A 26,413-nucleotide genomic window follows, 5' to 3' on the forward strand; every position below is an offset into this window, starting at 1 on the left:
TGGGCGATGCCAGGCTTGTTGCCGTCTTTTCCTGTGCCCGCCCGCCGTTATCCAGTTCCCAACGGAGGCTTCCCCATGACCGGCTTACCCAACACAGATGCGTCCGACCGCGACGAGCGTCACCTGGCGCGCATGCTGCGCAAAAAAGCCGTGATCGACGAGCGCATCGCCAACTCCCCGAACGAATGCGGCTTGCTGCTGGTGCTGACCGGCAACGGCAAGGGCAAGAGCAGTTCGGCATTCGGCATGCTGGCCCGGGCCATGGGGCATGGGATGCAGTGCGGCGTGGTGCAGTTCATCAAGGGCCGCAGCAGCACCGGTGAAGAGTTGTTCTTCCGGCGCTTCCCGGAGCAAGTGCGCTTTCATGTCATGGGCGAAGGGTTTACCTGGGAAACCCAGGATCGACAGCGCGACATTGCGGCGGCCGAAGCGGCCTGGGCCGTATCGCGGCAGTTGCTGAGTGATCCGTCCATTGGCCTGGTGGTGCTCGATGAACTGAACATTGCCCTCAAGCACGGTTATCTCGATCTTGACCAGGTCCTGAGTGATCTGCAGGCGCGTCCGCCCATGCAGCACGTCGTGGTGACCGGGCGCGGCGCCAAGCCGGAAATGATCGAGCTGGCGGACACCGTCACCGAAATGGGCATGATCAAGCACGCCTTCCAGGCCGGTATCAAGGCACAGAAAGGCGTTGAACTGTGAGTGACGCTTCATTGCCGGACCGCCAATGCCCGGCGGTACTGATTGCCGCCCCGGCGTCGGGGCAGGGCAAGACCACGGTCACCGCCGCCCTGGCCCGGTTGCATCGCAACCAAGGGCGCAAGGTGCGCGTATTCAAATGCGGCCCTGATTTCCTCGACCCGATGATCCTGGAGCGTGCCAGCGGCGCGCCGGTCTATCAATTGGACATGTGGATGGTCGGCGAGCAGGAAAGTCGACGGCTGCTGTGGGAAGCGGCCGCCGAAGCGGACCTGATCCTGATCGAAGGGGTGATGGGGCTGTTCGACGGCACGCCGTCCAGCGCCGACCTGGCGCGGCATTTCGGTGTGCCGGTGCTGGCGGTGATCGACGGCACGGCCATGGCCCAGACTTTCGGCGCCCTGGCCCTCGGGCTGGCGCGCTATCAGCCGGACCTGCCCTTCGCCGGTGTGCTGGCCAACCGGGTCGGCACCGTGCGCCATGCGCAATTGCTTGAAGGCAGCCTCACCGAAGGCCTGCGCTGGTACGGCGCGCTGTCCCGGGAAACCGGAATCGAACTGCCTAGTCGCCACCTCGGGCTGGTCCAGGCCAGTGAGCTGAACGACCTGGACCTGCGCCTCGACGCCGCAGCCGAGGCCTTGGCCGGCAGTTGCGAAGTGACGCTCCCGCCGGCGGTGACATTCGCCGCCCCCGAGGTGATTGCCGCGCAACCGTGGCTCGACGGGGTCCGCATCGCCGTGGCCCGGGACGAAGCATTTGCCTTCACCTATGGCGCGAGCCTCGATCTACTGCGGGCCATGGGTGCACAGCTGCGCTTTTTCTCACCGATCCATGACCGCGAACTGCCCGAGGCGGACAGCCTGTACCTGCCTGGCGGTTATCCTGAGCTGCATCACCTTGCCCTGGCGCGGAACGCGCCGATGCTGGCGGCGATCCGCGCTCATCACGATGCTGGCAAGCCGTTGCTGGCGGAGTGCGGCGGCATGTTGTATCTGCTGGATTCACTGACCGATGTCGAGGGCAATCGCGCCGAACTGCTCGGTTTGCTCGCCGGTGACGCGCAGATGCAGAAGCGCCTGGCCGCCCTGGCGCTGCAATCGGTGGAACTGCCGGAAGGCAATCTGCGTGGACACACCTACCATCATTCGCTGACCAGCACTGACCTGGAGCCGATTGCCCGTGGTCATAGCCCCAACGGCGGGCGTGGCGCGGAGGCGGTGTTCCGGCAGGGGCGGATGACGGCTTCCTATGTGCATTTCTATTTTCCATCGAATCCGAGGGCCATCGCCGCGCTGTTGGCGCCGGACCCTGAGGCCGCTTTCGTGAGCAAGCCCGCTCCCACAGGGATCTGTGAACACCCATCCAGCTGTGAACACCAACCCAATGTGGGAGCGAGCCTGCTCGCGAAGAGGCCATGACTGACAACGCATTCCCCCAGGCCGAACGCGACGCCATCTACCGCGCCATCGCCGAACGCCGTGACATGCGTCACTTCACCGGTGGCACCGTGGAACCCCGGCTGCTGCGCCGTCTGCTGGAAGCCGCACACCAGGCCCCCAGCGTGGGCCTGATGCAACCCTGGCGGTTCATTCGCATCAGTGACCGTGCCCTGCGGGCAGGTATCCGGGAATTGGTGGAGCAGGAGCGCATTCGCACCGCCGAGGCCCTGGGCGAACGCAGCGATGAGTTCATGAAACTCAAGGTCGAGGGCATCAATGACTGTGCCGAAGTACTGGTGGCGGCGTTGATGGATGACCGCGAGCGGCACATCTTCGGCCGTCGGACCTTGCCGGAAATGGACCTCGCTTCGCTGTCCTGCGCGATCCAGAATCTGTGGCTGGCGTCCCGTGCCGAAGGGTTGGGGATGGGCTGGGTTTCGCTGTTCGAGCCCCAGGCCCTGGCCGATCTGCTGGGCCTGCCTGCGGGCGCCAAGCCCCTGGCGATACTCTGCCTCGGCCCGGTGGAGGGTTTTTATCCGGCACCGATGCTCGCCTTGGAGGGCTGGGCACAACCGCGTTCACTCAATGAGCTGCTCTATGAAAACCAGTGGGGAGTGAGCCCATGAGTGTCGCGCTGCTCAGTGCCGCCGCCGTAGCGCTGGATGCACTGCTGGGCGAGCCCCGGCGCGGGCATCCGCTGGTGGCGTTCGGTCGCTTTGCCGATCGCATCGAACAACGCTTCAATTCCGGCGGGCGCGGCTGGCGCAGCCATGGGGTCACGGCGTGGGTCATTGCGGTGGTGCCGCTGACCCTACTCGTCACGGCCCTGTCCTGGGCACCGCTGGTGGGGTGGCTGGTGGATATCCTGGCGCTGTACTGCGCCCTCGGCCTGCGCAGCCTCGGCGAACATGTCGAGCCGGTGGCCCGGGCGCTGCGCAGCGGCGATCTGGACGAAGCGCGCATGCGTGTCGGCTATCTGGTCAGCCGCGAAACCCGTGAGCTGGACGAAACCGCCGTGGCCCGTGCGGCCACCGAGTCGGTGCTGGAGAACGGCAGCGACGCGGTATTTGCCGCACTGTTCTGGTTCGCCGTGGCGGGAGCTCCCGGCGTGGTGTTGTATCGCTTGAGCAATACCCTCGACGCCATGTGGGGCTATCGCGACGAACGTTTCGAGCGTTTTGGCTGGGCGGCGGCAAAAATCGACGATGTGCTCAACTACATTCCGGCGCGGCTGGTGGCGTTGACCTACGCGCTGCTCGGCAAAACCCGCCTGGCGCTCCGGTGTTGGCGCAGCCAGGGCCCGACCTGGGACAGCCCCAATGCCGGGCCCGTTATGGCCGCCGGTGCCGGTGCGCTGGGCGTCGAACTGGGGGGCGCGGCGGTGTATCACGGCGAACTGCACCAGCGTCCAGCGCTGGGCGAGGGCGTGCCGGCGAGCGCCGATGCCATTGATCGCGGCTGGCAACTGGTGCAGCGCGGCGTATGGTTGTGGTTGCTGATTCTTTGCCTGGGAGCTGAGTTCTATGCTTGAGCACGGCGGACGCCTGCGCAAGGCAGCCCGGCAATATGGCATTGCCGAGGTGGATTGGCTCGACCTGTCCAGCGGTCTGGCGCCGTGGCCGTTCGACGTCCCGGCGATTCCATTACGGGCCTGGGCGCGCCTGCCTGAAACCGATGACGGGCTGGAGCAGGCCGCCTGCACTTATTACGGGGCGACCCATGTACTGCCGGTGGCCGGCTCGCAAATGGCAATCCAGTTGTTGCCGCGCCTGCGTCGCAGCGGCAAGGTCGGCGTACTGTCGCCCTGTTACGCCGAGCATGCCGAAGCCTGGCGCCGCTGCGGTTACATCGTCCGTGAGATGCTGGAATCGGAAGTGGATTTCTTCCTCGACAGTCTCGATGTGCTGGTGGTGGTCAATCCGAACAATCCCACGGGTCTGAACCTGAGTCCCGAGCGTTTGCTGGATTGGCACGCCCGGTTGGCCCAGCGTGGCGGTTGGCTGGTAGTGGATGAGGCCTTCATGGACGTCACTCCGCAACTGAGCCTGGCCGCCCATGCCCATCAGGTTGGGCTGATCGTGCTGCGTTCGTTCGGCAAGTTCTTTGGCCTGGCCGGGGTTCGCCTGGGGTTTGTCCTGGCCGAGCAGCATTTGCTCAGGTTGCTCGCCGAACAGGTCGGGCCGTGGGCGGTCAGTGGGCCGACCCGGGTCCTGGGCCAAGCCTGTTTGCTCGACACCGCCGCTCACACCCGTCAACGTCAGCGCTGCGAAGCCGCCAGTCAACGCCTGGCGCTGCTGCTGGCCCGTTACGGCTTCAAACCCCAGGGTGGTTGTGGGTTGTTCCAGTGGTTGGTCACCGAACATGCCCAGGTGCTTCATGACTTCATGGCCCATCGCGGCATTCTCTTGCGGCTGTTCACGAACAACAGCAGCCTGCGCTTCGGGTTGCCGGCCGATGAGGCTGAATTTTTGCGTCTCGAACAGGCTTTCGAGGCCTACGCCAAGGACTTCCGATGACCACAGTGATGGTTCAAGGCACCACGTCCGATGCCGGTAAAAGTACCTTGGTCACGGCGCTGTGCCGCTGGGTCAGGCGCCAGGGTGTGAGTGTGGTGCCGTTCAAGCCGCAGAACATGGCCCTCAACAGCGCCGTGACCACTGACGGTGGCGAAATCGGTCGTGCCCAGGCGGTGCAGGCCCAGGCGGCCGGTCTCGAGCCGCATACCGACATGAACCCGGTGTTGCTCAAGCCCAACAGCGACACGGGGGCTCAGGTGATCATCCACGGCCGTGCGGTCACCACCATGAATGCCGTGGCCTATCACGACTATAAGGCCATCGCGATGCAGGCCGTGCTGGCTTCCCACGAGCGGTTGAGCGCGGCGTATCCGGTGGTGATGGTGGAAGGCGCGGGATCGCCGGCCGAGATCAATCTGCGGGCCGGTGACATCGCCAACATGGGGTTTGCCGAAGCGGTGGACTGCCCCGTGCTGCTGATCGCCGATATCAATCGCGGCGGCGTATTCGCCCATCTGGTGGGCACCCTGGAGCTGCTTTCGCCCAGCGAACAGGCGCGGGTCAAAGGCTTCATCATCAACCGTTTTCGCGGCGACATCGCCTTGCTGCAACCGGGCCTGGACTGGTTGGAAGCGCGTACCGGCAAACCGGTGGTGGGGGTGTTGCCCTACGTGATGGACCTGCATCTGGAAGCCGAGGACGGATTGGACCGGCGCCAAACCGACAAGGCCGAGCAGGTACTCAAGGTGGTGGTCCCGGTGTTGCCGCGGCTCAGCAATCACACCGATTTCGATCCGCTGCGCCTGCACCCGCAGGTTGATCTGCAATTCATCGGCCCCGGCCAGACCATTACGCCAGCCGACCTGATCATCCTGCCGGGGTCGAAAAGCGTGCGCAGCGATCTGGCTCATCTACGGGCCCACGGCTGGGAAGCGGCCATCCAGCGACACCTGCGCTATGGCGGCAAGCTGCTGGGGATCTGCGGCGGTTTGCAGATGCTCGGCCAACAGGTCCACGATCCGCTGGGGTTGGAAGGCGCGCCGGGCTCCAGCGACGGACTGGGGCTTCTGGCGTTCGAAACGACCCTGGAGCACGAGAAGCAGCTGCGCAATGTCCGAGGACGATTGACTCTGGAGGATGCCGAGGTCAGTGGCTACGAGATCCATGCCGGCGTGACCGTCGGCCCGGCCCTGGAACAGCCCTTGGTGCAGTTGGATGATGGTCGTTGCGACGGAGCCCGGAGCCTCGACGGACAGATCTTCGGCACCTACCTGCACGGCCTGTTCGAGTCGCCCGAGTCCAGCAGCGCCTTGTTGCGTTGGGCCGGGTTGGCGGACGTGCAAGCGGTGGATTACCACGGCTTGCGCGAGCGGGACATCGAGCGGCTGGCGGATCTGGTGGAGAAGCATCTGGATACCGGGTTGTTGCGTGGACTCTGTGGGATCTAGGGTGGCTGGACTGGCCCCATCGCGAGCAGGCTCGCTCCCACAGGGGATTGTGAACACCGGCCAATGTGGGAGCGAGCCTGCTCGCGATGGGGCCGGCAGCAACACCGCCTATTTGAAAGGTAATACGCCATGCTCCAACTGATCCTCGGCGGCGCCCGTTCCGGCAAGAGTCGCCTGGCTGAAAAGCTCGCGGCGGACACTCGCTTGCCGGTGACCTACATCGCCACCAGCCAGCCCCTGGACGGCGAGATGAACCAGCGGGTCGCCCTGCATCGCGCCCGTCGTCCGGCCGAATGGGCGCTGGTGGAAGAGCCGCTCGCCTTGGCCCAGGTGTTGCGGGACAACGCCGCACCGGGACACTGCTTGCTGGTGGATTGCCTGACCCTGTGGCTGACCAATCTGCTGATGCTCGATGACGCCCGACAACTCGGTATGGCGCGCGATGCCTTGCTGGATTGTGTGACCGCGCTGCCCGGTGAAATCATTTTTGTCAGCAACGAGACCGGCATGGGTGTCGTGCCGCTGGGCGAGCTGACTCGCCGTTATGTCGATGAAGCCGGTTGGCTGCATCAAGCCCTGGCCGAGCGTTGTCAGCGTGTTGTGCTGACCGTTGCCGGCCTGCCCCTGACCCTCAAAGGTACTGCGTTATGAATCACCGCTGGTGGCTGGACCCGTGCAAGCCCCTCGATACCCAGGCCCTGGAACGGGCCGCGGCCCGTCAGCAACAACTGACCAAACCGGCCGGCTCCCTGGGACAGCTCGAATCGGTGGCGGTGCAACTGGCGGGCCTGCAAGGGCAGGTCAAGCCAAGCCTGGAGCAACTGTGGATCGCGATCTTTGCCGGCGACCATGGGGTGGTGGCCGAGGGTGTGTCGGCCTATCCCCAGGAGGTCACCGGGCAGATGCTGCTCAACTTCGTCAGCGGCGGCGCAGCCATCAGCGTCCTGGCGCGGCAATTGGGCGCTGCGTTGGAGGTCGTGGACCTGGGGACCGTGACGCCGTCACTGGATCTGCCCGGTGTGCGGCATCTGCATGTCGGGCCCGGCACGGCGAATTTCGTCCAGGGCCCGGCGATGACCGTGACCCAGGGCGAGCAGGCCCTGCAAGCCGGGCGCGACAGCGTTGCTCGCGCGACAGCCGGTGGCACGCAGTTGTTCATCGGTGGTGAGATGGGGATTGGCAACACGACGGCGGCCAGTGCTCTGGCCTGCGCCTTGCTCGATTGCCCGGTAGCTCATCTGGTCGGGCCGGGTACGGGGTTGGACGCAGCGGGTGTCAGCCACAAAGCGCAGGTGATTGAACGTGCCCTGACGCTGCACCGAGCCCAGAGCAACGATCCGTTGCAGACGCTGTTCAATCTGGGTGGGTTTGAAATCGCCGCGCTGGCCGGTGCGTACCTGGCCTGCGCGCAGCAAGGCATCGCAGTGCTGGTGGACGGCTTTATCTGCAGCGTTGCGGCATTGGTGGCGGTGCGCCTCAATCCCGGGTGCCGGCCATGGCTGCTGTTCGGCCATCGCGGCGCCGAACCGGGGCATCGCCACGTTCTGGAAACTCTCGGCGCCGAACCGCTGCTCGACTTGGGCCTGCGCCTGGGCGAGGGCAGTGGCGCTGCGCTGGCGGTGCCGCTGTTGCGCCTGGCCTGTGACCTGCACGGGCAAATGGCGACGTTCGCCGAAGCGGCCGTGGCGGATCGTCCGGCATGACCTTGCGCCTGGACCTACTGCGCCATGGCGAAACCGAGCTGGGCGGCGGGTTGCGCGGCAGCCTCGACGATGCCTTGACGGCCAGGGGCTGGGAGCAGATGCATGCGGCTGTAGCAACGGACGGTCCTTGGGATCGACTGGTGAGTTCGCCGTTGCAGCGGTGTGCGCGCTTTGCCGAGCAGCTCGGCAGCCGACTCAACCTGCCGGTGCACGTGGAGGCGGATCTACAGGAGCTGCATTTTGGCGCCTGGGAGGGCCGCAGCGCAGCGGCGTTGATGGACACGGACGCCGAAGCCCTGGGCCGGTTCTGGGCCGATCCTTATGCTTTCACGCCTCCCGACGGTGAGCCGGTGCTGGCCTTTTCGACGCGGGTCCTGGCGGCGGTGGAGCGCCTGCACGCGGCTTACGCGGGACAGCGGGTGTTGCTGGTCAGCCATGGCGGCGTGATGAAGTTGTTGCTGGCTCGGGCCCGAGGCCTGCCCCGGGAGCAATTGCTCAACGTTGAAGTGGCCCACGGGGCGCGGTTCTCCCTGCGGGTGTCGTCCGGTCCGGTCTTTACGGAGATAAGCTGAACATGCTGCCGTTCTGGATCGCCCTGCAATTTCTCAGCAGCTTGCCGGTTCGCCTGCCAGGCATGCCGGAACCCGGGCAGCTTGGCCGTTCGCTGCTGTTCTACCCGCTGGTGGGGGTGTTGTTCGGTGCATTGCTCTGGGTCTTCAGCACCTTGCTGCTCGGTACGCCGTTGCTGCTGCAGGGCGCTCTATTGCTGACGGCCTGGGTGTTGCTCAGTGGCGGGCTGCACCTGGATGGCCTGGCCGACAGCGCCGACGCCTGGCTCGGAGGCTTTGGCGACCGCGAGCGCACGCTGCTGATCATGAAAGACCCGCGCAGCGGACCGATTGCCGTGATCACCCTGGTATTGGTGCTGCTGCTCAAGTTCGCCGCGTTGCTGGCGCTGCTCGAACAAGGGCAGGCCCTGGTGTTGCTCATCGTGCCGGTATTGGGGCGTGCGGCGCTGCTGGGCCTGTTCCTGACCACGCCTTATGTGCGTGCAGGCGGGTTAGGCCAGGCACTCGCCGACCATCTGCCGCGACTTGCCGGGTGGCAGGTCTTGTCGGTCTGTGCGCTGGGCTGTGTGCTGGTGGCGGGCTGGGCCGGGGTCTCGGCGCTGATCATCGCAACGGTGGTGTTCATCGGGTTGCGGCAGATGATGCTGCGTCGGCTGGGTGGGTGCACGGGTGACACGGCCGGTGCCCTGCTGGAGTTGCTTGAGATGGCGGTGTTGGTGGGCATCGCATTGATCTGACGCCACGCGGAGGTCTGTGGGAGCAAGGCTTGCCCGCGATAAAGTCAACGCGGTGAATCTTGATATCGAGGTGTCTTCATCGCGGGCAAGCCTTGCTCCCACAAGTTGTTGCCACAGGTTTTCCTCGTCAAGCGATATATTTAAATTTGCATTCATCCAGTTAACGGGTATATACACGCATCATGCTTCCTTCCCAATGTCTGTGCATCAACCTGCGTCGCGCCGCTCGAGGCGTCAGCAGGTATTACGACGGCGCTCTCGATGGCTTCGGGATCAATGTTGCCCAGTATTCTTTGCTGAGCAACCTGGCACGCCTGGATCAGCCGAGTATTTCGTCCCTGGCCGAGGCCATGGGCCTGGACCGCAGCACCCTGGGGCGCAATCTTCGGGTGCTGGAAGGCGAGGGGCTGGTGGCGCTTGCCGAGGGTGAGGACATGCGTAACCGCATCGTCGTGCTGACGCCAGCCGGACGCGACCGACTGGCGGCGGCATTGCCCGCCTGGGAAGCGGCGCAACAACGATTGATCGATAAATTGGGCGCAGAGAAGCGCACAGCACTGCTGGCCTTGCTGGATGAACTGGCGTGAAGCCGGTTCGTTCGATAATAAGCGGGTATATACCCGCGAGCGGAGAATAAAAATGGCATCGATGTGGCGTACCTGTGGTTGGGTCCTGGTGGGCAGTGCGCTGATCCTGGCGTTGTCCCTGGGTGTGCGGCATGGCTTCGGGCTGTTCCTGGCCCCCATGAGCACCGAGTTCGGCTGGGGCCGTGAGGTGTTCGCCTTCGCCATCGCCCTGCAGAACCTGATCTGGGGCCTGGCGCAGCCGTTTACCGGGGCGCTGGCCGACCGCTTCGGTGCGGCGAAAGTGGTGCTGATCGGCGGTGTACTCTACGCCGTGGGCCTGGTGTTCATGGGGTTGTCGGATTCCGCTTGGTCGCTGTCATTGAGTGCAGGGCTGCTGATCGGTATCGGTCTGTCCGGTACGTCTTTCTCGGTGATCCTCGGGGTGGTCGGTCGGGCTGTGCCGCCAGAAAAACGCAGCCTGGGCATGGGTATCGCCAGTGCCGCCGGTTCCTTTGGCCAGTTCGCCATGTTGCCGGGCACCTTGGGCTTGATCGGCTGGCTCGGCTGGTCTGCCGCGCTGCTGGTCCTGGGCCTGCTGGTGGCGCTGATCGTGCCGCTGGTGAGCATGCTCAAGGACACGCCGACGCCCTTGGCCGGCCATGAGCAGACCTTGTCCGAAGCGTTGCGCGAGGCATGCAGCCATTCCGGATTCTGGTTGCTGGCGTTCGGCTTTTTCGTCTGCGGTTTCCAGGTGGTGTTCATCGGCGTGCATCTGCCGGCGTACCTGGTGGACCAGCACCTTCCGGCCAGCGTCGGCACCACCGTGCTGGCCCTGGTCGGGCTGTTCAATATCTTCGGTACCTACACCGCCGGCTGGCTCGGCGGACGCATGTCCAAGCCGCGACTGCTGACAGGGTTGTACCTGGCGCGGGCGGTGGTGATCGGCGTGTTCCTGTGGCTGCCGGTCACCACTACCACGGCCTACGCATTTGGCATGGCGATGGGATTCCTGTGGCTCTCCACCGTTCCTTTGACCAACGGCACCGTGGCCACCCTGTTCGGTGTACGAAATCTCTCGATGCTGGGTGGGATCGTGTTCCTGTTCCACCAGTTGGGATCGTTCCTGGGCGGCTGGCTGGGTGGGGTGGTGTATGACCGCACCGGCAGCTACGACTTGATCTGGCAGGTCTCCATCCTGTTAAGCCTGCTGGCGGCGGCGTTGAACTGGCCGGTGCGCGAGCGTCCGGTGGCGCGCCTGCAGTTTCAGGCTGGTGCGGCATGAGTCGCGTCGGCCCCTGGTTGATTGTGGCCGGTGCGGTCCTGCTGCTGGCGTTTGCCTGGTGGGGCTGGCATCAGGGCGGGTTGGCCTTGATGCAACTGGGCATGGGCAACTGCTGAGCGGTGGACGCTTCAGGTTATGACGAGTAACGTCGTGGTCTGACATGTTTTCAAGGAAGTGCCTACATGCTGATGCGCTGGCTAGCTATTCCCACCCTGCTGCTGGTTGTGACCGGGCAAGTATGGGCCGCCGACTGCCCACCGTTGTTGGAGGGTTCGTTGCCCAAGCTGCGGGCCAAGGAAACCATCGACCTGTGCCGGCGCTTCGCCGGTAAGCCGCTGGTGGTGGTCAACACCGCCAGTTTCTGCGGGTTCGCGCCCCAGTTCAAAGGCCTCGAAGCACTGAGCCAGCGCTATAAGGACCAAGGCCTGCAAGTGCTGGGCGTGCCGTCCAACGACTTCAAGCAAGAGTCCAAGGACGGTGCCGAGACGGCCAAGGTCTGTTACGTCAACTATGGTGTGACCTTCACCATGACCGAACCGCAACCGGTACGCGGTGTGGACGCCATACCGCTGTTCAAGCACCTGGCCGAACAATCCGGCGCGCCGAAATGGAATTTCTATAAGTACGTCGTGGATCGGCAGGGCAAGGTTGTTGCCAGTTTCTCCAGCCGAATCAAACCCGACGATCCTGAGTTCATCAAGGCGGTGGAGGCGGCGATTGCGTCGAAACCCTGATCGCTGGCCACGAAAAAGCCCCGGCTCTTTGCAGAGTGCGGGGCTTTTTTTCGCTTCGGATGGCGAGGGGTTCAGGCTCGCCGTGAGTCATCAGAAGCGGTAGGTTGCGCCAACACCGAAGCCGTTTGCGCTGTTTTCGTACTCGGCGTTGTAGGACTGACCCAGCCGGTTGGTACGGTTGACGTTGACTTTCTCTTCCTTGAGGTAGGAGTAAGCCACGTCGATGGTCAGGTCGTCGGTCGGACTCCAGCCGGCACCCAGGCTGAAGATGGTCCGGTCGCCAGTCGGGATACGTGGCGAGCGGTCGGTGTTGTTGGCAGGGGACTGGTCGAAGGTCAGGCCGGTACGCAGTACCCACTGTTTGTTCAACTGGTAGGAGGTACCGAGGGCGTAGGCCCAGGTGTCATGCCAGTTCTGTTCTTCGGTGATCGTGCCCACGAGAGCTGGAGCCAACCCGCCGCCGGCCGCTGCTGTCACTCCGTCGTTATTGACCGTGATGTCTTTCAGTCGGCTCCAGCGAGTCCAGGTACTGCCTGCATAGACTGTCCAGGCATCGTTGATTTGCTGGGTGACGGAGAAGTCGGCCGATTCAGGCGTGGTGATATCCAGCGAAGCGTCATAGCGTCCGTTTCTCAGGAAAGCCGCTGGAACGCCTGCGCCCGGGGTGACCTCGGTGTGGCCTTCGAGCTTGTACTTGACCTTGGAGTGGTAGGTCAGGCCGACGCGAGTGGTGTCGGTTGCCTGGACCAGAAGGCCGATGTTGTAGCCGTAGCCAATGTCATCACCTTTGATCTTCACGTTGCCATCGGTGCCGGGCAAAGGTGCCGGTAGGGTCAGCGCCGATTCCAGTTGGCCGGAGATACGGTTGATCGTCGGACCGAAACCAATCGACACCTTGTCGTTGAAGGCGTAGCTGACAGTTGGCTGGAAGGTGACGACTTTCACTTCGCTCTTGCTGCCGAAGTTGCGTCCCTGGAAGCCGTTTTCATAGTCGGTGATCAGGCCGAACGGAGCATAGACACCCAGGCCGAACGCCCATTGATCATCGATAGGCTTGACGTAATAACCCATGGGGACGGCAGTGAACGGCACCATGTCGCCATCGTTGCTACCGGTGCGGCTGCCGCTGGCATCGTTGATGTCGGTCGAAGCATCGATGGCCGCCAGGCCACCCGTCACTTGCTGACGCTTGAGGCGCGACATGCCGGCAGGGTTGCCAAACACGGTACTTGCATCATCGGCAGAGGAAGAACGACCCGCGAAACCAGTGCCCATGCCACTGATACTCTGCTCGTTCAGGGCAAAGCCGCTGGCGAACAACTGAGAGGAGGCCAAAGTTACGGCGAGGCCAAGGGTGGTTTTGAGCATCATTTTTTTCATTGTTAGAACTCCGTGTGGTCACCGAGGCGAAAACTACCAACATTTTCGTTCAAGCGCTATAGCCTGTGTTGCGTGAGTTAGAGCGGTTTTGTAGGACAATCCGACCAGATTCGCGGCCGTTGTAGGAAGTTTCCAAACATCCCTTTCAACAGGCGACTTGATTCAGCGATGAAACACAGTGTTGCCAGGCGCAGGTGAAGTCTCGCAAGCGCCCTTGAGGGTGAAACGTCTGGCGCCAGATCCGGGCCATGCCCAGCAGATCGTCGGCGTCGGGAAGCGGGGTGTTTTGTTCCTCCACCAGCAGCCAGGCGATGGCAGTGGCGTAGCGCAGGTTGACGGTCAGTTCCAGGTGAGGGCCGCTGAGAAAGGCATGTTGACTGGCCAGGCCGCGCACGAGGCTGGCGCGTTCCGGATCCAGTGCCAGGTAATGGTCCCAGAGTGCTTGGTGACGGCATTCGGTAATGCGATACAGGCCATGGCCGCGACGGTCATGCAAGGCTGAGCCCAGGCCGGACTGGCTGGCGGCAATACCCAACAACAAGGATTCCGCCGTTGCGCTGTGGCGCCCCAGGTACAGGAGCGTCGGGCGGATCACATATCGACACAGTTCGCTGGCAGCGATACCCATAACACCCTCGAAACGTAAGAGGGGCGGAGCCTGGAGGAGTAGGGCTTGGCAGCGGTGGATCGGTCCAGGCTCCGCCGACAGCGGATCATGCCGCTTGACTTGAAGTGTAGTGTGATATTTCCGTTGTAAAGGCCTGTTTTTAAAGCATCTTCCGCGAGCGGTTATAACTGTTATATCCGTTGGTGCTTAAGCCGTTTCGCTTTATCGAGAAACTTCGGGCAATAAAAAGCCCCGCTTTTCGGGCGGGGCCTTTGGGCTTTCAGTGCTTCTGGCCTCTCAGGCAACCAGTGCCTGACGGGTACGCTCGATCACGGCCTGCAGCGGTTCTGCGCTGGAGTACTGATCAGGGTACAGGCGTTCGCTGTGACGAGCGATGCCGTGTTCGTTGACCAGCGTGAAGCTGAAGCAGCCTTTGCGAGCGGCCATGATCAGGCAGTTCATTGGAGCAAAAGCGTTGGTTAGGGTGCGGATGGCATCCTGTGTCTGGATTTGAGTCGACATGTTATGGGTGTTCCTACAAATGACACGGTTAAGAACCGTGCAACGTTAAAACGTTCCAGTAACGTCGACCACCATTGGTCGAACGAAGAACCCGACTGGAACAAAGCAGCCAGTTTGAGCGCTATATGAAAGTGCGCGCTTGGGCTGGCAGGTAGGTACTTAGGAGGGCAGGCGACACAGCAAGGGCAAAGGTTCTGGGCCCAGGGTGAAGATCCTGATCAATTTTGCAGGTTGGTTCGGTCAGAGTAACGAGCCTGGCAACACCCTTTGTATTCAGTCAAAGGCTGTGTTGGCGCAAGATTTACCTGGAAACCATCGAGGGGGTCGGTCTCTGTTATCGGTGAGGTGTCCCTTGGGGATGGCTGACCGTGGAGATGTGTTCGACCCGGAATTGACTTTCAGCTTGGTACTAACGGCGCGGATCTTAACGGATCGAGCGGCTTATGGGAAGCGAGTTGTTCAAAAAATATCCAGATCCGCTGCATTTGGTCGGAAGAGCAAGGCTGGAGCCTCATGCCACTGAGCCGGTTTATCCCCAGGCTTACCGCCAAAATGCATCAAGAAAGCGCATCGATATAACCACTCTGGGTGTTACTTGTGCACACTCCCCAGGGTGTTTGTCACCGAACTGTCATGTCGCAACAATCCGGGGTGGGTGCCTGTATCCAAAATTTAAGTCAATGAAAAACATCGCTTTTTTTTACTGGTGAAAAAATCGTCAGTTTGAGCGCAGGCCCCGTCCCATAGGGCTTTCGACCCCTTCAGGGGGGGTTGTCCACTGAGTTATCCACAGCTTCTGTGGATTGTCCCAAGCACTTGCTCTAGCACGGGCGTGCCGGTTTTTTTCGGCTTTACCCACACGAAAAAAGGAGTAGAGTGGCGCGCCTTTCGATCTGCCCCATAGTGCGTTATGAAGTTTCGCTCAGTATCAAATCCTGTTACTTCCCCACCCTCTAGTGTTACCCCGCCCAAGCGCATGTCGATGCGGGTCGCCGAGTGGCTGCTCGACAGCCCACGGCTCGGAGAAAGCCCCAGCGTCAAGCACCTGGCCGGGCGCCTGCTCAAGCAACCGGCCCGTGAAGGGGTCGTGGCTGCGCAAAGTCGTCTTGGCCAGTTGATGTGCCGTGAATGCGGTAACGCTCGGGACCGGCGCATTGGCCAGGATCTGCTGCGCCAGGCCGCCCGGGCCGGGGATCATCGGGCCCGGCAGGCCCTTCTTGAAATAGACGACTGAATAGAAGGGCTGAGCTGGGCAACCGCCAGCGGCTTGGTTAACCTTCGGGCTTTATCTGATCGGCAGGATTTGTCATGGCTATGGATTTGACCAGCCTGTTGTTGGGCCTGGCAGGCGCTGCGGTGCCGTTGCTCGCACTGGCCTGGCACCTGCAACGCCAGGCCGGTGCCGCGCAGACCGAAGTGGCGCTATTGGAAGAGCGCCTGGCCACCGCGCACATGGCCCATGATGGCCTGAATGCCCAGCTCGATGCCTGCCGAGACGAAATCAGCGACCTGAGCCAGGCCAACGGGGCCAAGCAAGCCGAACTTGCGGCGGCCTGTCGGGAGGTCGAACTGCTGCAGATCGAGCGTGATAACGCTCGGGATGCCGCCCATGCCTGGAACCTGGAACGTGCCAGCAAAGAGGCGGAACTGCGGCGGCTCGATGCCCAGGCGGCGTCGCTGCATGCCGAACTCCGTGAGCAGCAGGAAAACCATCAGCAACGCCTGGATGACCTGCAAGGTTCACGGGACGCGCTGCGGGCGCAGTTCGCCGAGCTGGCCGGAAAAATCTTCGATGAGCGCGAGCAACGCTTCGCTGAAACCAGCCAGCAGCGCCTGGGGCAGTTGCTCGATCCGTTGAAAGAGCGCATCCAGTCTTTTGAAAAACGTGTCGAAGAAAGCTATCAGGCCGAAGCCCGGGAACGTTTTTCCCTGGGCAAGGAGCTGGAGCGGTTGCAACAACTGAACCTGCGCCTGAGCGATGAGGCCACCAACCTCACTCGCGCGCTCAAGGGCCAGAAGACCCAGGGTAACTGGGGCGAGTTGATTCTCGAGCGGGTGCTTGAGCACGCCGGCCTGGAAAAGGGCCGTGAGTATCAGACCCAGGTCAGCCTCAAGGGGCCGGATGGCGAGCGGTTCCAGCCTGACGTGTTGATCTACCTGCCCGGCGACAAGCAGGTGGTGGTCGATTCCAAGGTCAGTCTCACCGCCTATCAGCAGTACGTGGCCGCTGAAGATGACGCCATCGGCCAGCTTGCCCTCAAGCAACACATCGTGTCGCTGCGGGCCCATGTCAAAGGCCTGGCCGGCAAGGACTACAAACGCCTGGACGGTTTGCACAGCCTGGATTTCGTCTTGCTGTTCGTGCCGATCGAAGCGGCGTTCTCCGCAGCCCTTCAAGCCGAGCCGAATCTGTTCCAGGAAGCCTTTGACCGCAACATCGTGATTGTCAGCCCGACCACGTTGCTGGCGACGTTGCGGGTGATCGACAGCTTGTGGAAGCAGGAGCGCCAGAGCCAGAACGCCCGGGAGATCGCCGAGCGGGCCGGGTGGCTGTACGACAAGTTTGTGCTGTTTATCCAGGACCTGGACGAAATCGGCAGTCGCCTGCAACAACTGGACAAGGCCTACAATGCCGCACGCAACAAGCTGACAGAAGGGCGCGGCAACCTGGTCAGTCGCACCGAGCAACTCAAGCTGCTCGGTGCCCGGGCGAGCAAGCGGTTGCCGGGTGAGCTGCTTGAGCGGGCAATGACCGATGAGGATGGGCTGCCCGAGTTGTCGGAAGAAGCCGATGCCAAACCCGACGCTTGATGCAGATTCCTGTGGCGAGGGGATTTATCCCCGCTGGGTTGCGCAGCAACCCCAAAACCAGTCCCTGCGGTGCAACAGATGCACCGTACAAGCCGGTTTGCGACTGCTGCGCAGCCGAGCGGGGATAAATCCCCTCGCCACAGGGTTAAGGTGCCAGGCAGAAAGAAGATTTCTTCTTACAACGGCAAATGCCGACTCAACAACGCCCTCAACGCCGCCGGTTTCACCGGTTTTGCCAGGTAATCCAGCCCGGCGGCGTGTACCTGGGCTACCGTCTCGGGGCGGCCGTCGGCGCTGATCACGACCCCCGGCACCGGTTCACCCATGCGGGTGCGTAACCAGGCCATCAGTTCGGTGCCGGTCTCGCCGTCGTCCAGATGAAAGTCCACCAGGGCCAGTTGCGGGCGTCCGCCCTCGGCGAGCCAGCGCTCGCATTCTTCACGGTTGCGCGCTGTCCACACCTGGCAACCCCAGCGGGTCAGCAGGCTGTTCATGCCGATCAGGATGCTGTCTTCATTATCGACACACAAAACCTGCGCGCCGCTGGGCAAATGTCCGTTGGGTTCGGCCACGACGCTGGGCGCGGCAAGTTGTGTATGGGCCAGTGGCACGCTGACGCTGAACACACTGCCGCGTCCCGGCCAGGAGCGCACGCGCAACGTGTGGCCGAGTACGCGGCACAGCCCGTCGGCAATGGCCAGGCCCAGGCCCAGGCCTTTTTCGGCACGGGTCTGATGGCTGTCCAGGCGTTTGAATTCTTCGAAAATCACCTGCTGCTTATCTTCGGCGATGCCCGGCCCGCGGTCCCAGACCTCCAGGCATAGCTCGCCGTTGCGCCGACGGACGCCCAGCAGGACCGGCCCCTTGGCATAGCGGAAGGCATTGGTGAGGAAGTTCTGCAGAATGCGCCGCAGCAGCTTGATGTCGCTGTCGACCCGCAGTCGCGAGCCTCGAACGCGGAACTTCAGGCCCTGTTCCCGCGCCAGCACCGTGAACTCGGCGCCGAGGGTATCGAACAGGTCATTGAGGGCGAAGGGTTTGCGGTCGGGGTTGATCTTGCCGTTTTCCAGGCGGGAAATGTCCAGCAGGTCGGTGATCAGGTCTTCGGCCGAGCGCAGTGAACTGTCCAGGTGCTGTACCAGTTGCCGGGCTTCGCCTGGCAAACCGTCGTGCTGATGGGACAACGCGGCGGAGAACAGCCGAGCGGCATTGAGGGGTTGCATCAGGTCGTGGCTGACCGCGGCCAGGAAGCGGGTCTTGGATTGGTAGGCTGCTTCGGCGGTGCTTTTGGCTTCGGTCAGGGCTTCGTTCAGTTGCGACAACTCCCGGGTGCGTTCAGCCACCCGTTGCTCCAGCCCTTCGTTGGCTTCGGTCAGGGCCTGTGCGGCTTCGCGGAAGGCGGTGATGTCGGTGAAGCTCATGACGAAACCGCCGCCGGGCATCGGGTTGCCGATCAGCTCGATCACCCGGCCGTTCGGAAACAGCCGCTCGGACGTGTGGGCGCGACCTTGGCGCATCCAGTGCAGGCGCCGGGCGACGTGGACTTCGGCTTCGCCCGGACCGCAGAGGCCGCGTTCGGCGTTGTAGCGGATGATGTCGGCAATGGGCCGGCCGACGCTGATCAGGCCGTCCGGGTAGTTGAACAGTTCCAGGTATCGACGGTTCCACGCCACCAACCGGAGGGACTGGTCGACCACGCTGATGCCCTGGGTGATGTTTTCGATGGCGCCTTGCAGCAGGGCGCGGTTGAACTGCAGCACTTCCGAGGTTTCGTCAGCGATCCGGACCACATCCTCCAGTTGCATCTCCCGACCTTCAATCGCGGCTTTTACTACGGCCCGCGTCGATGAGGCCCCGAGCACACCGGCCAGCAGGCGTTCGGTGTGGGCGATCCATTCGCTGTCGGCGTTCTGGTTAGGGTTGAAGCCTTTGCCCTGACGGTAGGCAAAGCGGAGGAAACTCTGGCGCGCCCGTTCCTCGCCGACGAAGCGTGCCGCCAGTTGCAGCAGGTCTTCGATGTGCACCGCCAGCATCGACCGGGCGCTGGGACGGGCGCTGATCTCCTGGCCGATGAAGCGTCCGGCCTGCCAGTGCTCGGACACACGGGTGCGGGACAGCACCGAGATCCAGGCAAACAGCGTGAAGTTACCGGCCAGGGACAGGACGACGCCCTGGGTCAGCGGGCTGATCGGCAGATGCAATGGGTTGCCGTGCAGCCAGGCCAAGGCCGGGAACGCGCTCAGAGACCAGCCCAGGCTGTGGGCAGCGATCGGCAGCACCAGGGTGTAGAACCAGAGGAAGATCCCCGCAGCGAGGCCGGCGAATACACCGCGACGGTTCGCCTGTTTCCAGTACAGCGCGCCGAGCATGGCGGGCGCCAATTGGGTGACCGCGGCGAAGGCGATCTGGCCGATGGTCGCCAGGCTCGCGGTGGAGCCCAGCAGTCGGTAGCTGACATAGGCCAGCAGCAGGATCACCACGATGCTCACCCGGCGCACCGAGAGCATCCACTGTCGGAACACTTCGAACGGCCGCTCGGCGTTGTTGCGACGTAACAGCCAGGGCAGCAGCATGTCGTTGGACACCATGGTGGACAGGGCCACGCTTGCGACGATCACCATGCCGGTGGCCGCGGAGGCACCGCCAATGAACGCCAGTAACGCCAGCGCCGGATGGGCCTGCGCCAGCGGCAGGCTGATGACGAACGAATCCGGCAGCACCGAGCTGGGTAACATCATTTGTCCGGCGAGGGCGATGGGCACCACGAACAGTGCGGCCAGGGCCAGGTAGGCGGGGAACACCCACTTGGCCAGGCGCAGGTCCTGGGGCTCGATGTTCTCCACCACCGTTACGTGAAACTGGCGCGGCAGGCAGATGATCGCCATCATCGCCACCCCGGTCTGCACCACCATGGACGGCCAGTTGATGGTTTCCTTCCAGTACTGCTCCAGGCGCGGTGCGAGCATCGCCTGGTCGAACAGGTCGTCGAAGCCGTCGTAGAGACCGAACGTCACGAAGGCGCCGACCGCGAGGAAGGCGAACAGCTTGACCAGGGACTCGAAGGCAATGGCCAGCACCATGCCGCGGTGGTGTTCGGTGGCATCGAGGTTGCGGGTACCGAACACGATGGTGAACAAGGCCAGGATCAGCGAGACGATCAGCGCAGTGTCCTGGGCGCGGGTGCCCATGGCATCGGCGCCGGCGCCAATCAACAGGTTCACCCCGAGCACAATGCCCTTGAGCTGCAAGGCAATGTACGGCAGCACGCCCACCAGACAGATCAGGGCGACCACCACCGCCAGCGACTGGGACTTGCCATAACGGGCGGCGATGAAGTCGGCGATGGAGGTAATGTTCTCCTGTTTACTGATCATCACCATTTTTTGCAGGACCCACGGCGCCAGCACCAGCAGCAGGATCGGCCCGAGGTAGATCGGCAGGAACGACCAGAGCTGTTCGGCTGCCTGGCCCACCGCGCCGAAGAATGTCCAGCTGGTGCAATACACCGCCAGCGACAGGCTGTAGACCCAGGCCCGCACCCGTGGCGGCAACGGCGTGCTGCGCCGGTCGCCGTAGAAGGCGATGGCGAACATGATGGCCATATAGGCCAGGGCAACGATGGCGATCAGCCCGCTGGACAACGACATGGAAACTCCCGAACGAAGAACACCGGGGCTTGGGCCCGGCAAGACAGTCTCGCATGCCCGCTCGGGTTCGTCAGTGTCGACCAAGGTCGGGGCGTGGTGGGGTGTCGCACTCGGGTCATTCCGTGGATTTGCGGGCCTCATCGCGAGCAGGCTCGCTCCCACAAGGGATGTGCGACGGACACAAACTTCTCATCCACCTCTGAAAATGTGGGAGTGAGCCTGCTCGCGATGGCGGCTTTACTGCCCCAACGCGATATCGATCAACCGATACAATTCCTCAACCTCCAGCGGCGCGCTGGCAAAGAGGATGCGAAACACCGTCGGCGCCACCATCACATTGATCAACCGCTCGATACCGGGATTCGGCTCATCGGGATAACGCTCCAGGATGACCTGCAACTGCGCACTGATGATCCCCACGCAATGCCCAGGTGTGGCGCAGGCCTGGATGTCGCGCATCATGTTGCGACCGGGTTCGGAACTCATCTCGTCCAGGTATTGCTCGGCCCAGGCGCGCAGGTCGCCGCGCAGGCTGCCGGTGTTGGCCGGTTCGCTGTCGTGGCGCATGCGGGCGACGGCGACGTCGGCCAGCAGCGCCGGCAGGTCACCCCAGCGGCGGTAGATGGTGGACGGTGTCACGCCCGCGCGCGCGGCAATCTGCGGCACGGTCAGCGTGGCGCGGTCCTGTTCCTGGAGCAGGGCGCGGACGGCCGAATGGATCGACTCTTGTACCCGGGCGCTTCTGCCGCCGGGGCGTAAACCTTCTTTAATAGCCATGAATCGGACCTTAACACAAAGAATTTGCTTTAAGCACGCATCGGTAGCACACTCGGCAAAAGCAAAAAATTAGCTTTTGCTGATGTTTTGTGAACAGCTTCTGCGGAGTGTGCCCATGTCCCGTCCAGCTTCGACCCGTGCCAGCCTGATCTTCCTGGCCATCACCTTGCTCGGTTTCCTCGCCGCCTCCAGCGCGCCGACGCCGTTGTATCACCTCTATCAGGAACACATGCAGTTTTCCCCGGCCATCCTCACGCTGATCTTCGGTGTGTACGCCTTCAGTCTGTTGGCGGCGTTGCTGACCGTGGGCTCGTTGTCGGATTACCTGGGACGCAAACCGGTGATCTTCGTGGCGCTGGTGCTCAACATGTTGGCGATGCTGCTGTTTATCAATGCCGACAGCATCGGCTGGCTCATCGGCGCCCGGTTGATTCAGGGTTTCGCCACGGGCATGGCCACCAGTGTACTGGGGGCCGCGCTGCTGGACTTCGATCGCCAGCAAGGCCCGCTGATCACCAGTGTCGCGCCCTTGCTGGGGATGGCGTGCGGGGCGTTGGGGTGTGGCTTGCTGGCGGAGTTCGCGCCGTTGCCCCTGCAACTGACCTATTGGCTGTTGCTGGGCCTGTTCCTGGTCCAGGCCATCTATCTTTGGCGCCTGAAAGAAAGTGTCAGCCCGCAATCCGGTGCCTGGCAGTCCCTGCGTCCAACCTTGCATGTGCCGCCGCAGGCGCGGCGGCCGCTGTGGCTGGTGTTGCCACTGAACCTGGCGGCCTGGGCGGTGGGTGGTTTCTATCTGTCGTTGGCGCCGTCCCTGGTGCGGGCAGCGACCGGATCGACCTCCAACCTGATCGGCGGCGCGTTGGTGGCAGCCCTGACGCTCACCGGGGCCTTGTCGATTTACACGTTGCGCAACCAGGGCGCTGGGAAGATGTTGCGCCTTGCCGCCAGCTTGTTGATAACCGGTCTGGTGCTGGTGTTGATCGCCGCGCACACGGGTAGCCTGCCATTGTTCTTCGTCGGTACCCTGGTGACTGGCAGCGGTTTCGGCGCGGGTTTCCTGGGTGCACTGCGCAGCATCATGCCGTTGGCCTTGCCCCATGAACGGGCCGGTTTGATGTCGGCATTCTATGTGCTCAGTTACCTGGCGTTCAGCTTGCCGTCACTGCTGGCCGGGAACCTTACGCGGGTGTTCGGGTTGATCCCGACAACCGATGGTTATGGGCTGGTGTTGATCCTGTTGGCGATCGCTGCGTTGTCGGGGCTGTTACGTCAGTCCGCCAAACCGGCAAGCAGTGGTGTTCGACCTTGATACGTTGAATGCAAACGGTTGAGTTGGGTTAGCCTTGGCGTTTCGCCATTTATCTCGGGGTGATCTCCCTTGAAGATTATTCGCAGCAAGTCTTTCACCGGCGACCATGCCTGGGCCGCGTTGGACATCGCCAACATGAACGGCATTACCACACGCCTGCACTGGACCGATCAGCCGTATAAATGGCACGTCAATGCTGGTCAGGAGGTCTTCGTGGTGCTCGATGGACTCGTGCAGATGTGCTACCGGGAGGAGGGGGTCGAAAAGGACACCTTGTTGGGGGTTGGAGATATTTTCTACGCCTCGGTCGGAACCGAGCATGTTGCCAGGCCACAGGGACCGGCCAGAATCCTGGTGATCGAAAGCGAAGGCAGTGTCTGATGTGTTATCTGCAAAGTAGATAACCTATACAGAAATTACCCGTTATATCGATATTCGATCCGGCTCTAAGATGACTCCACCTCAACCGGGGACTGGAGTTCGTCATGACATGCTGCCCTGCAACAAACCGTTTGCGCCCACTGAGCCACCTGCCCAGACCGTTGGAGGCCATTCGCCAATTCACGCCCAACTGGTTCGCCGTGACCATGGGGACCGGCGTACTCGCCCTGGCCTTGGCGCAATGGCCGGGCAATGTGCCTGGCCTGCATGTCGTGGGCGAAGGGTTGTGGTTGTTCAACGTCCTGCTGTTCGTGTTGTTCAGCGGTTTGTACGCCGCTCGTTGGCTGTTGTTCTTCGACGAGGCACGGCGGATTTTCGGCCATTCAACGGTCTCGATGTTTTTCGGCACCATTCCCATGGGGCTGGCGACCATCATCAACGGTTTCCTGGTGTTCGGCCTGCCGCGTTGGGGAGACGCCGTGGTGTCGCTGGCCGAAGCGTTGTGGTGGGTCGATGTGACGCTGTCCCTGGCCTGTGGCGTGTTGATCCCATTTCTGATGTTCACCCGGCAGGAACATCGGATCGACCAGATGACCGCCGTGTGGTTGTTGCCGGTGGTGGCCGCCGAGGTCGCGGCCGCCAGCGGCGGGCTCTTGGCGCCGCATCTGGCAGACGCCCATTCGCAACTGGTCATGCTGGTCACCAGCTACGTGCTCTGGGCATTTTCCCTGCCGGTGGCGTTCAGCATTCTGACGATCCTGCTGCTGCGCATGGCCTTGCACAAACTGCCCCACGAAAACATGGCGGCGTCGAGCTGGCTGGCCCTGGGCCCCATCGGCACGGGGGCCTTGGGCATGTTGCTGTTGGGGGGCGATGCCCCGCTGATCTTTGCCGCCAACGGCTTGCCTGGGGTCGGTGAAATCGCCGCCGGGCTGGGGCTGGTGGCCGGCGTCACGCTATGGGGTTTTGGGTTCTGGTGGATGTTGATGGCGCTACTGATCACGGCGCGCTACTTGCGCAACGGCATCCCGTTCAACCTGGGCTGGTGGGGCTTTACCTTCCCCTTGGGCGTGTACGCATTGACGACGCTGAAACTGGCGAGCCTGTTGGGCCTGGGGTTCTTCACGCTGTTCGGTTGCCTGCTGGTGGCGATGCTGGTAGTGCTGTGGCTGATTGTCGGCTGGCGCACGCTGTCGGGTGCCTGGCACGGTGAGTTGTTCGTGTCGCCGTGCATTGCCGGACTGGCGAAATAATTGCCCGGCGGCTCCCAAGCGACGTGTCGTAGGTTAATGTGTGGCCTGGATAAAAAAACGTTATTCCAATAAGCGTCCACGCCACTCAGGAACATGGAAGATGAGTCACCCTTCGCAGTTCACTTTGCTTCGCCGGCGGCGTTTCCTGCCGTTTTTCATCACGCAATCCCTAGGGGCCTTCAACGACAATGTGTTCAAGCAGTCGCTGATCCTCGCCATTCTCTACCGGCTGACCATCGAGGGCGATCGTTCGATCTGGGTCAACCTGTGCGCGCTGCTGTTCATCCTGCCGTTCTTTCTGTTCTCGGCGCTGGCGGGGCAGTTCGGGGAAAAATTCGCCAAGGATGCGTTGATTCGTCTGATCAAGCTGGGCGAAATCGTCATCATGACAGTCGGCGCGGTGGGCTTTCTGTTCGATCACTTGTCGCTGATGCTGGTGGCGCTGTTCGCCATGGGCACTCACTCGGCGTTGTTCGGTCCGGTCAAGTATTCGATCCTGCCGCAAGCGCTGCACGAGGATGAACTGGTCGGCGGCAATGGCCTGGTGGAGATGGGCACCTTCCTGGCGATCCTCGCCGGCACCATTGGCGCCGGGGTCATGATGTCTTCGGCCCACTACGCACCGGTGGTGTCGACCGCGATCATCGGCATCGCCGTGCTCGGTTACCTGGCCAGCCGCAGCATCCCCCGGGCGGCGGCCGCGTCGCCACAAATGCGCCTGGACTGGAACATCTTCAGCCAGTCCTGGGCCACCCTCAAGCTGGGCCTGGGGCAAACCCCGGCGGTGTCCCGCTCCATCGTTGGCAACTCCTGGTTCTGGTTCGTCGGGGCGATTTACCTGACGCAGATTCCGGCTTACGCCAAGGACTGGATGCACGGCGACGAAACCGTGGTGACCTTGATCCTCACGGTGTTTTCGGTGGGGATCGCCCTGGGTTCGCTGCTCTGCGAAAAACTGTCCGGGCGCAAGGTCGAGATCGGCCTGGTGCCATTCGGTTCGTTCGGCCTGACAGTGTTCGGGCTGTTGTTGTGGTGGCATTCCGGTGGAATCCCTGACAGTGTCGGCGGCCATGGTTGGCTCGAACTGCTCGGCTTCGGTCATGCCTGGCTGGTGTTGATCGATATCCTGGGCCTCGGCGTGTTCGGCGGCTTCTACATCGTGCCGCTGTACGCGCTGATCCAGTCGCGCACAGTTGAAAACGAACGGGCGCGGGTGATTGCCGCCAACAACATTCTCAACGCCTTGTTCATGGTGGTCTCGGCCATTGTCTCTATTGTGTTGCTGAGCCTGGTCAAGCTGTCGATCCCGCAACTGTTCCTGGTGGTGTCGCTGCTGAACATTGGCGTCAACGCCTACATCTTCAAGATCGTCCCCGAGTTCACCATGCGTTTCATGATCTGGCTGCTGAGCCATTCCATGTACCGGGTGGAGCACCGCAACCTGGACGCGATTCCCGATGAAGGTGCAGCACTGCTAGTCTGCAATCATGTCTCCTTCGTCGATGCGTTGCTGATTGGCGGCGCGGTGCGTCGGCCGATTCGCTTCGTGATGTACTACAAGATCTACAACCTGCCCGTTCTGAATTTCATCTTTCGCACCGCCGGGACCATTCCGATTGCCGGGCGCCAGGAGGATATTCATATCTACGAAAAGGCCTTCACGCGGATTGCTCAGTATCTGAAGGATGGCGAGCTGGTGTGCATCTTTCCTGAAGGAAAGTTGACCGCTGATGGTGAGATCAATGAATTCAAGAGCGGCTTGATGCGCATCCTGCAGGAAACGCCGGTGCCGGTGATTCCCCTGGCCTTGCAGGGCTTATGGGGCAGTTTCTTCAGCCGCGATCCGGCCAAGGGCCTGTTTCGGCGGTTCTGGTCGCGGGTGACCCTGGTGGCGGGGCCAGCGGTGGCGGTGGAGATGGCTGAGCCGGCCAAGCTGCAAGCGTTGGTCGGCGAGTTGCGCGGGAGTGTCAGGTAAACACTCAGGCCTTATGAGGCCCCAATCTGTGGGAGCAAGGCTTGCCCGCGATGGCGGT

The 26,413-nt window shown here is 62.6% G+C and carries 24 protein-coding genes; 19 read left to right on the top strand and 5 right to left on the bottom strand.

The features are described 5' to 3' along the window. Positions 1–75 precede the first annotated feature (75 nt). The 13 genes from cobO (at position 76) to CGA22_RS20135 (ending at position 11,693) form a co-directional block, all read left to right on the top strand. Positions 76–702 carry a cob(I)yrinic acid a,c-diamide adenosyltransferase gene (gene cobO / locus CGA22_RS20075; protein WP_041024321.1) on the top strand — a complete coding sequence of 209 codons (627 nt, stop codon included), beginning with the start codon at positions 76–78 and terminating at the stop codon, positions 700–702. Next, positions 699–2,117, top strand: a complete 1,419-nt coding sequence (locus CGA22_RS20080; RefSeq protein ID WP_041024320.1) for a cobyrinate a,c-diamide synthase — start codon at positions 699–701, stop codon at positions 2,115–2,117. The genes cobO and CGA22_RS20080 overlap by 4 nt, the downstream gene beginning before the upstream one ends. Beyond that, a complete protein-coding gene (gene bluB, locus CGA22_RS20085) occupies positions 2,114–2,764 on the top strand; it encodes a 5,6-dimethylbenzimidazole synthase (RefSeq protein ID WP_041024319.1) in 651 nt (216 codons plus the stop codon). The genes CGA22_RS20080 and bluB overlap by 4 nt, the downstream gene beginning before the upstream one ends. Next, positions 2,761–3,669, top strand: a complete 909-nt coding sequence (cbiB, locus tag CGA22_RS20090; RefSeq protein WP_041024318.1) for an adenosylcobinamide-phosphate synthase CbiB — start codon at positions 2,761–2,763, stop codon at positions 3,667–3,669. Before bluB ends, cbiB begins: the two co-directional genes overlap by 4 nt. Further along, the gene (gene cobD / locus CGA22_RS20095) at positions 3,662–4,654 is read left to right on the top strand and encodes a threonine-phosphate decarboxylase CobD (protein WP_041024317.1); all 993 of its coding nucleotides are present in this window, start codon (positions 3,662–3,664) and stop codon (positions 4,652–4,654) included. The genes cbiB and cobD overlap by 8 nt, the downstream gene beginning before the upstream one ends. Continuing rightward, positions 4,651–6,102, top strand: a complete 1,452-nt coding sequence (locus tag CGA22_RS20100; protein ID WP_188258685.1) for a cobyric acid synthase — start codon at positions 4,651–4,653, stop codon at positions 6,100–6,102. Before cobD ends, CGA22_RS20100 begins: the two co-directional genes overlap by 4 nt. A 129-nt stretch (positions 6,103–6,231) precedes the next feature. Beyond that, positions 6,232–6,753 carry a bifunctional adenosylcobinamide kinase/adenosylcobinamide-phosphate guanylyltransferase gene (gene cobU / locus CGA22_RS20105; protein ID WP_041022725.1) on the top strand — a complete coding sequence of 174 codons (522 nt, stop codon included), beginning with the start codon at positions 6,232–6,234 and terminating at the stop codon, positions 6,751–6,753. Further along, positions 6,750–7,805 carry a nicotinate-nucleotide--dimethylbenzimidazole phosphoribosyltransferase gene (cobT, locus tag CGA22_RS20110; RefSeq protein WP_041022724.1) on the top strand — a complete coding sequence of 352 codons (1,056 nt, stop codon included), beginning with the start codon at positions 6,750–6,752 and terminating at the stop codon, positions 7,803–7,805. The genes cobU and cobT overlap by 4 nt, the downstream gene beginning before the upstream one ends. After that, positions 7,802–8,377 (top strand): alpha-ribazole phosphatase family protein, encoded by a 576-nt coding sequence (gene cobC, locus CGA22_RS20115; protein WP_041022723.1) that lies wholly within the window; start codon positions 7,802–7,804, stop codon positions 8,375–8,377. Before cobT ends, cobC begins: the two co-directional genes overlap by 4 nt. A 2-nt stretch (positions 8,378–8,379) precedes the next feature. Continuing rightward, the gene (locus tag CGA22_RS20120) at positions 8,380–9,111 is read left to right on the top strand and encodes an adenosylcobinamide-GDP ribazoletransferase (RefSeq protein WP_041022722.1); all 732 of its coding nucleotides are present in this window, start codon (positions 8,380–8,382) and stop codon (positions 9,109–9,111) included. 182 nt (positions 9,112–9,293) lie between these two features. Then, positions 9,294–9,698, top strand: a complete 405-nt coding sequence (locus CGA22_RS20125) for a MarR family winged helix-turn-helix transcriptional regulator (protein WP_024779717.1) — start codon at positions 9,294–9,296, stop codon at positions 9,696–9,698. 61 nt (positions 9,699–9,759) lie between these two features. Continuing rightward, positions 9,760–10,959, top strand: a complete 1,200-nt coding sequence (locus tag CGA22_RS20130; protein WP_370444507.1) for an MFS transporter — start codon at positions 9,760–9,762, stop codon at positions 10,957–10,959. 182 nt (positions 10,960–11,141) lie between these two features. Further along, positions 11,142–11,693 (top strand): glutathione peroxidase, encoded by a 552-nt coding sequence (locus CGA22_RS20135; RefSeq protein ID WP_041022720.1) that lies wholly within the window; start codon positions 11,142–11,144, stop codon positions 11,691–11,693. 90 nt (positions 11,694–11,783) lie between these two features. Here CGA22_RS20135 and CGA22_RS20140 read toward each other — a convergent pair whose 3' ends face one another. The 3 genes from CGA22_RS20140 to CGA22_RS20150 form a co-directional block, all read right to left on the bottom strand. After that, complete coding sequence (locus CGA22_RS20140; protein WP_041022719.1) at positions 11,784–13,073, bottom strand: OmpP1/FadL family transporter; 1,290 nt, start codon at positions 13,071–13,073, stop codon at positions 11,784–11,786. Positions 13,074–13,218: 145 nt separating this feature from the next. Then, positions 13,219–13,701: a hypothetical protein gene (locus CGA22_RS20145; protein ID WP_041022718.1), complete on the bottom strand. Its 483-nt coding sequence runs from the start codon at positions 13,699–13,701 to the stop codon at positions 13,219–13,221. A 276-nt stretch (positions 13,702–13,977) separates the two neighbouring features. Continuing rightward, the gene (locus CGA22_RS20150; RefSeq protein ID WP_008051046.1) at positions 13,978–14,202 is read right to left on the bottom strand and encodes a hypothetical protein; all 225 of its coding nucleotides are present in this window, start codon (positions 14,200–14,202) and stop codon (positions 13,978–13,980) included. 910 nt (positions 14,203–15,112) lie between these two features. Here CGA22_RS20150 and CGA22_RS20155 point away from each other — a divergent pair. Both CGA22_RS20155 and rmuC read left to right on the top strand, forming a co-directional pair. Next, positions 15,113–15,436, top strand: a complete 324-nt coding sequence (locus CGA22_RS20155; RefSeq protein WP_084213765.1) for a hypothetical protein — start codon at positions 15,113–15,115, stop codon at positions 15,434–15,436. 218 nt (positions 15,437–15,654) lie between these two features. Further along, positions 15,655–17,013, top strand: a complete 1,359-nt coding sequence (gene rmuC / locus CGA22_RS20160) for a DNA recombination protein RmuC (RefSeq protein WP_177329257.1) — start codon at positions 15,655–15,657, stop codon at positions 17,011–17,013. A 176-nt stretch (positions 17,014–17,189) separates the two neighbouring features. Here rmuC and CGA22_RS20165 read toward each other — a convergent pair whose 3' ends face one another. Together CGA22_RS20165 and CGA22_RS20170 are read right to left on the bottom strand one after the other, a co-directional pair. After that, positions 17,190–20,660 carry a PAS domain-containing hybrid sensor histidine kinase/response regulator gene (locus CGA22_RS20165; RefSeq protein ID WP_041022715.1) on the bottom strand — a complete coding sequence of 1,157 codons (3,471 nt, stop codon included), beginning with the start codon at positions 20,658–20,660 and terminating at the stop codon, positions 17,190–17,192. Positions 20,661–20,897: 237 nt separating this feature from the next. Then, the gene (locus CGA22_RS20170) at positions 20,898–21,437 is read right to left on the bottom strand and encodes a TetR/AcrR family transcriptional regulator (RefSeq protein WP_041022714.1); all 540 of its coding nucleotides are present in this window, start codon (positions 21,435–21,437) and stop codon (positions 20,898–20,900) included. A 115-nt stretch (positions 21,438–21,552) separates the two neighbouring features. Here CGA22_RS20170 and CGA22_RS20175 point away from each other — a divergent pair, with 115 nt between their 5' ends. The 4 genes from CGA22_RS20175 (at position 21,553) to CGA22_RS20190 (ending at position 26,355) form a co-directional block, all read left to right on the top strand. Beyond that, positions 21,553–22,746 carry an MFS transporter gene (locus CGA22_RS20175; RefSeq protein WP_041022713.1) on the top strand — a complete coding sequence of 398 codons (1,194 nt, stop codon included), beginning with the start codon at positions 21,553–21,555 and terminating at the stop codon, positions 22,744–22,746. A 69-nt stretch (positions 22,747–22,815) separates the two neighbouring features. Beyond that, on the top strand, positions 22,816–23,127 hold the full coding sequence (locus CGA22_RS20180; protein ID WP_041022712.1) for a cupin: 312 nt from the start codon (positions 22,816–22,818) through the stop codon (positions 23,125–23,127). Between the two features lie 104 nt (positions 23,128–23,231). Then, entirely contained in the window at positions 23,232–24,380 is a 1,149-nt protein-coding gene (locus tag CGA22_RS20185; protein WP_041022711.1) for a TDT family transporter, read from the top strand. Between the two features lie 100 nt (positions 24,381–24,480). Beyond that, complete coding sequence (locus CGA22_RS20190) at positions 24,481–26,355, top strand: MFS transporter (protein ID WP_041022710.1); 1,875 nt, start codon at positions 24,481–24,483, stop codon at positions 26,353–26,355. Positions 26,356–26,413: the final 58 nt, after the last annotated feature.

It is taken from the genome of Pseudomonas sp. PSB18, assembly GCF_014596565.1.
In the GTDB taxonomy this organism is placed as follows: Bacteria; Pseudomonadota; Gammaproteobacteria; order Pseudomonadales; family Pseudomonadaceae; genus Aquipseudomonas.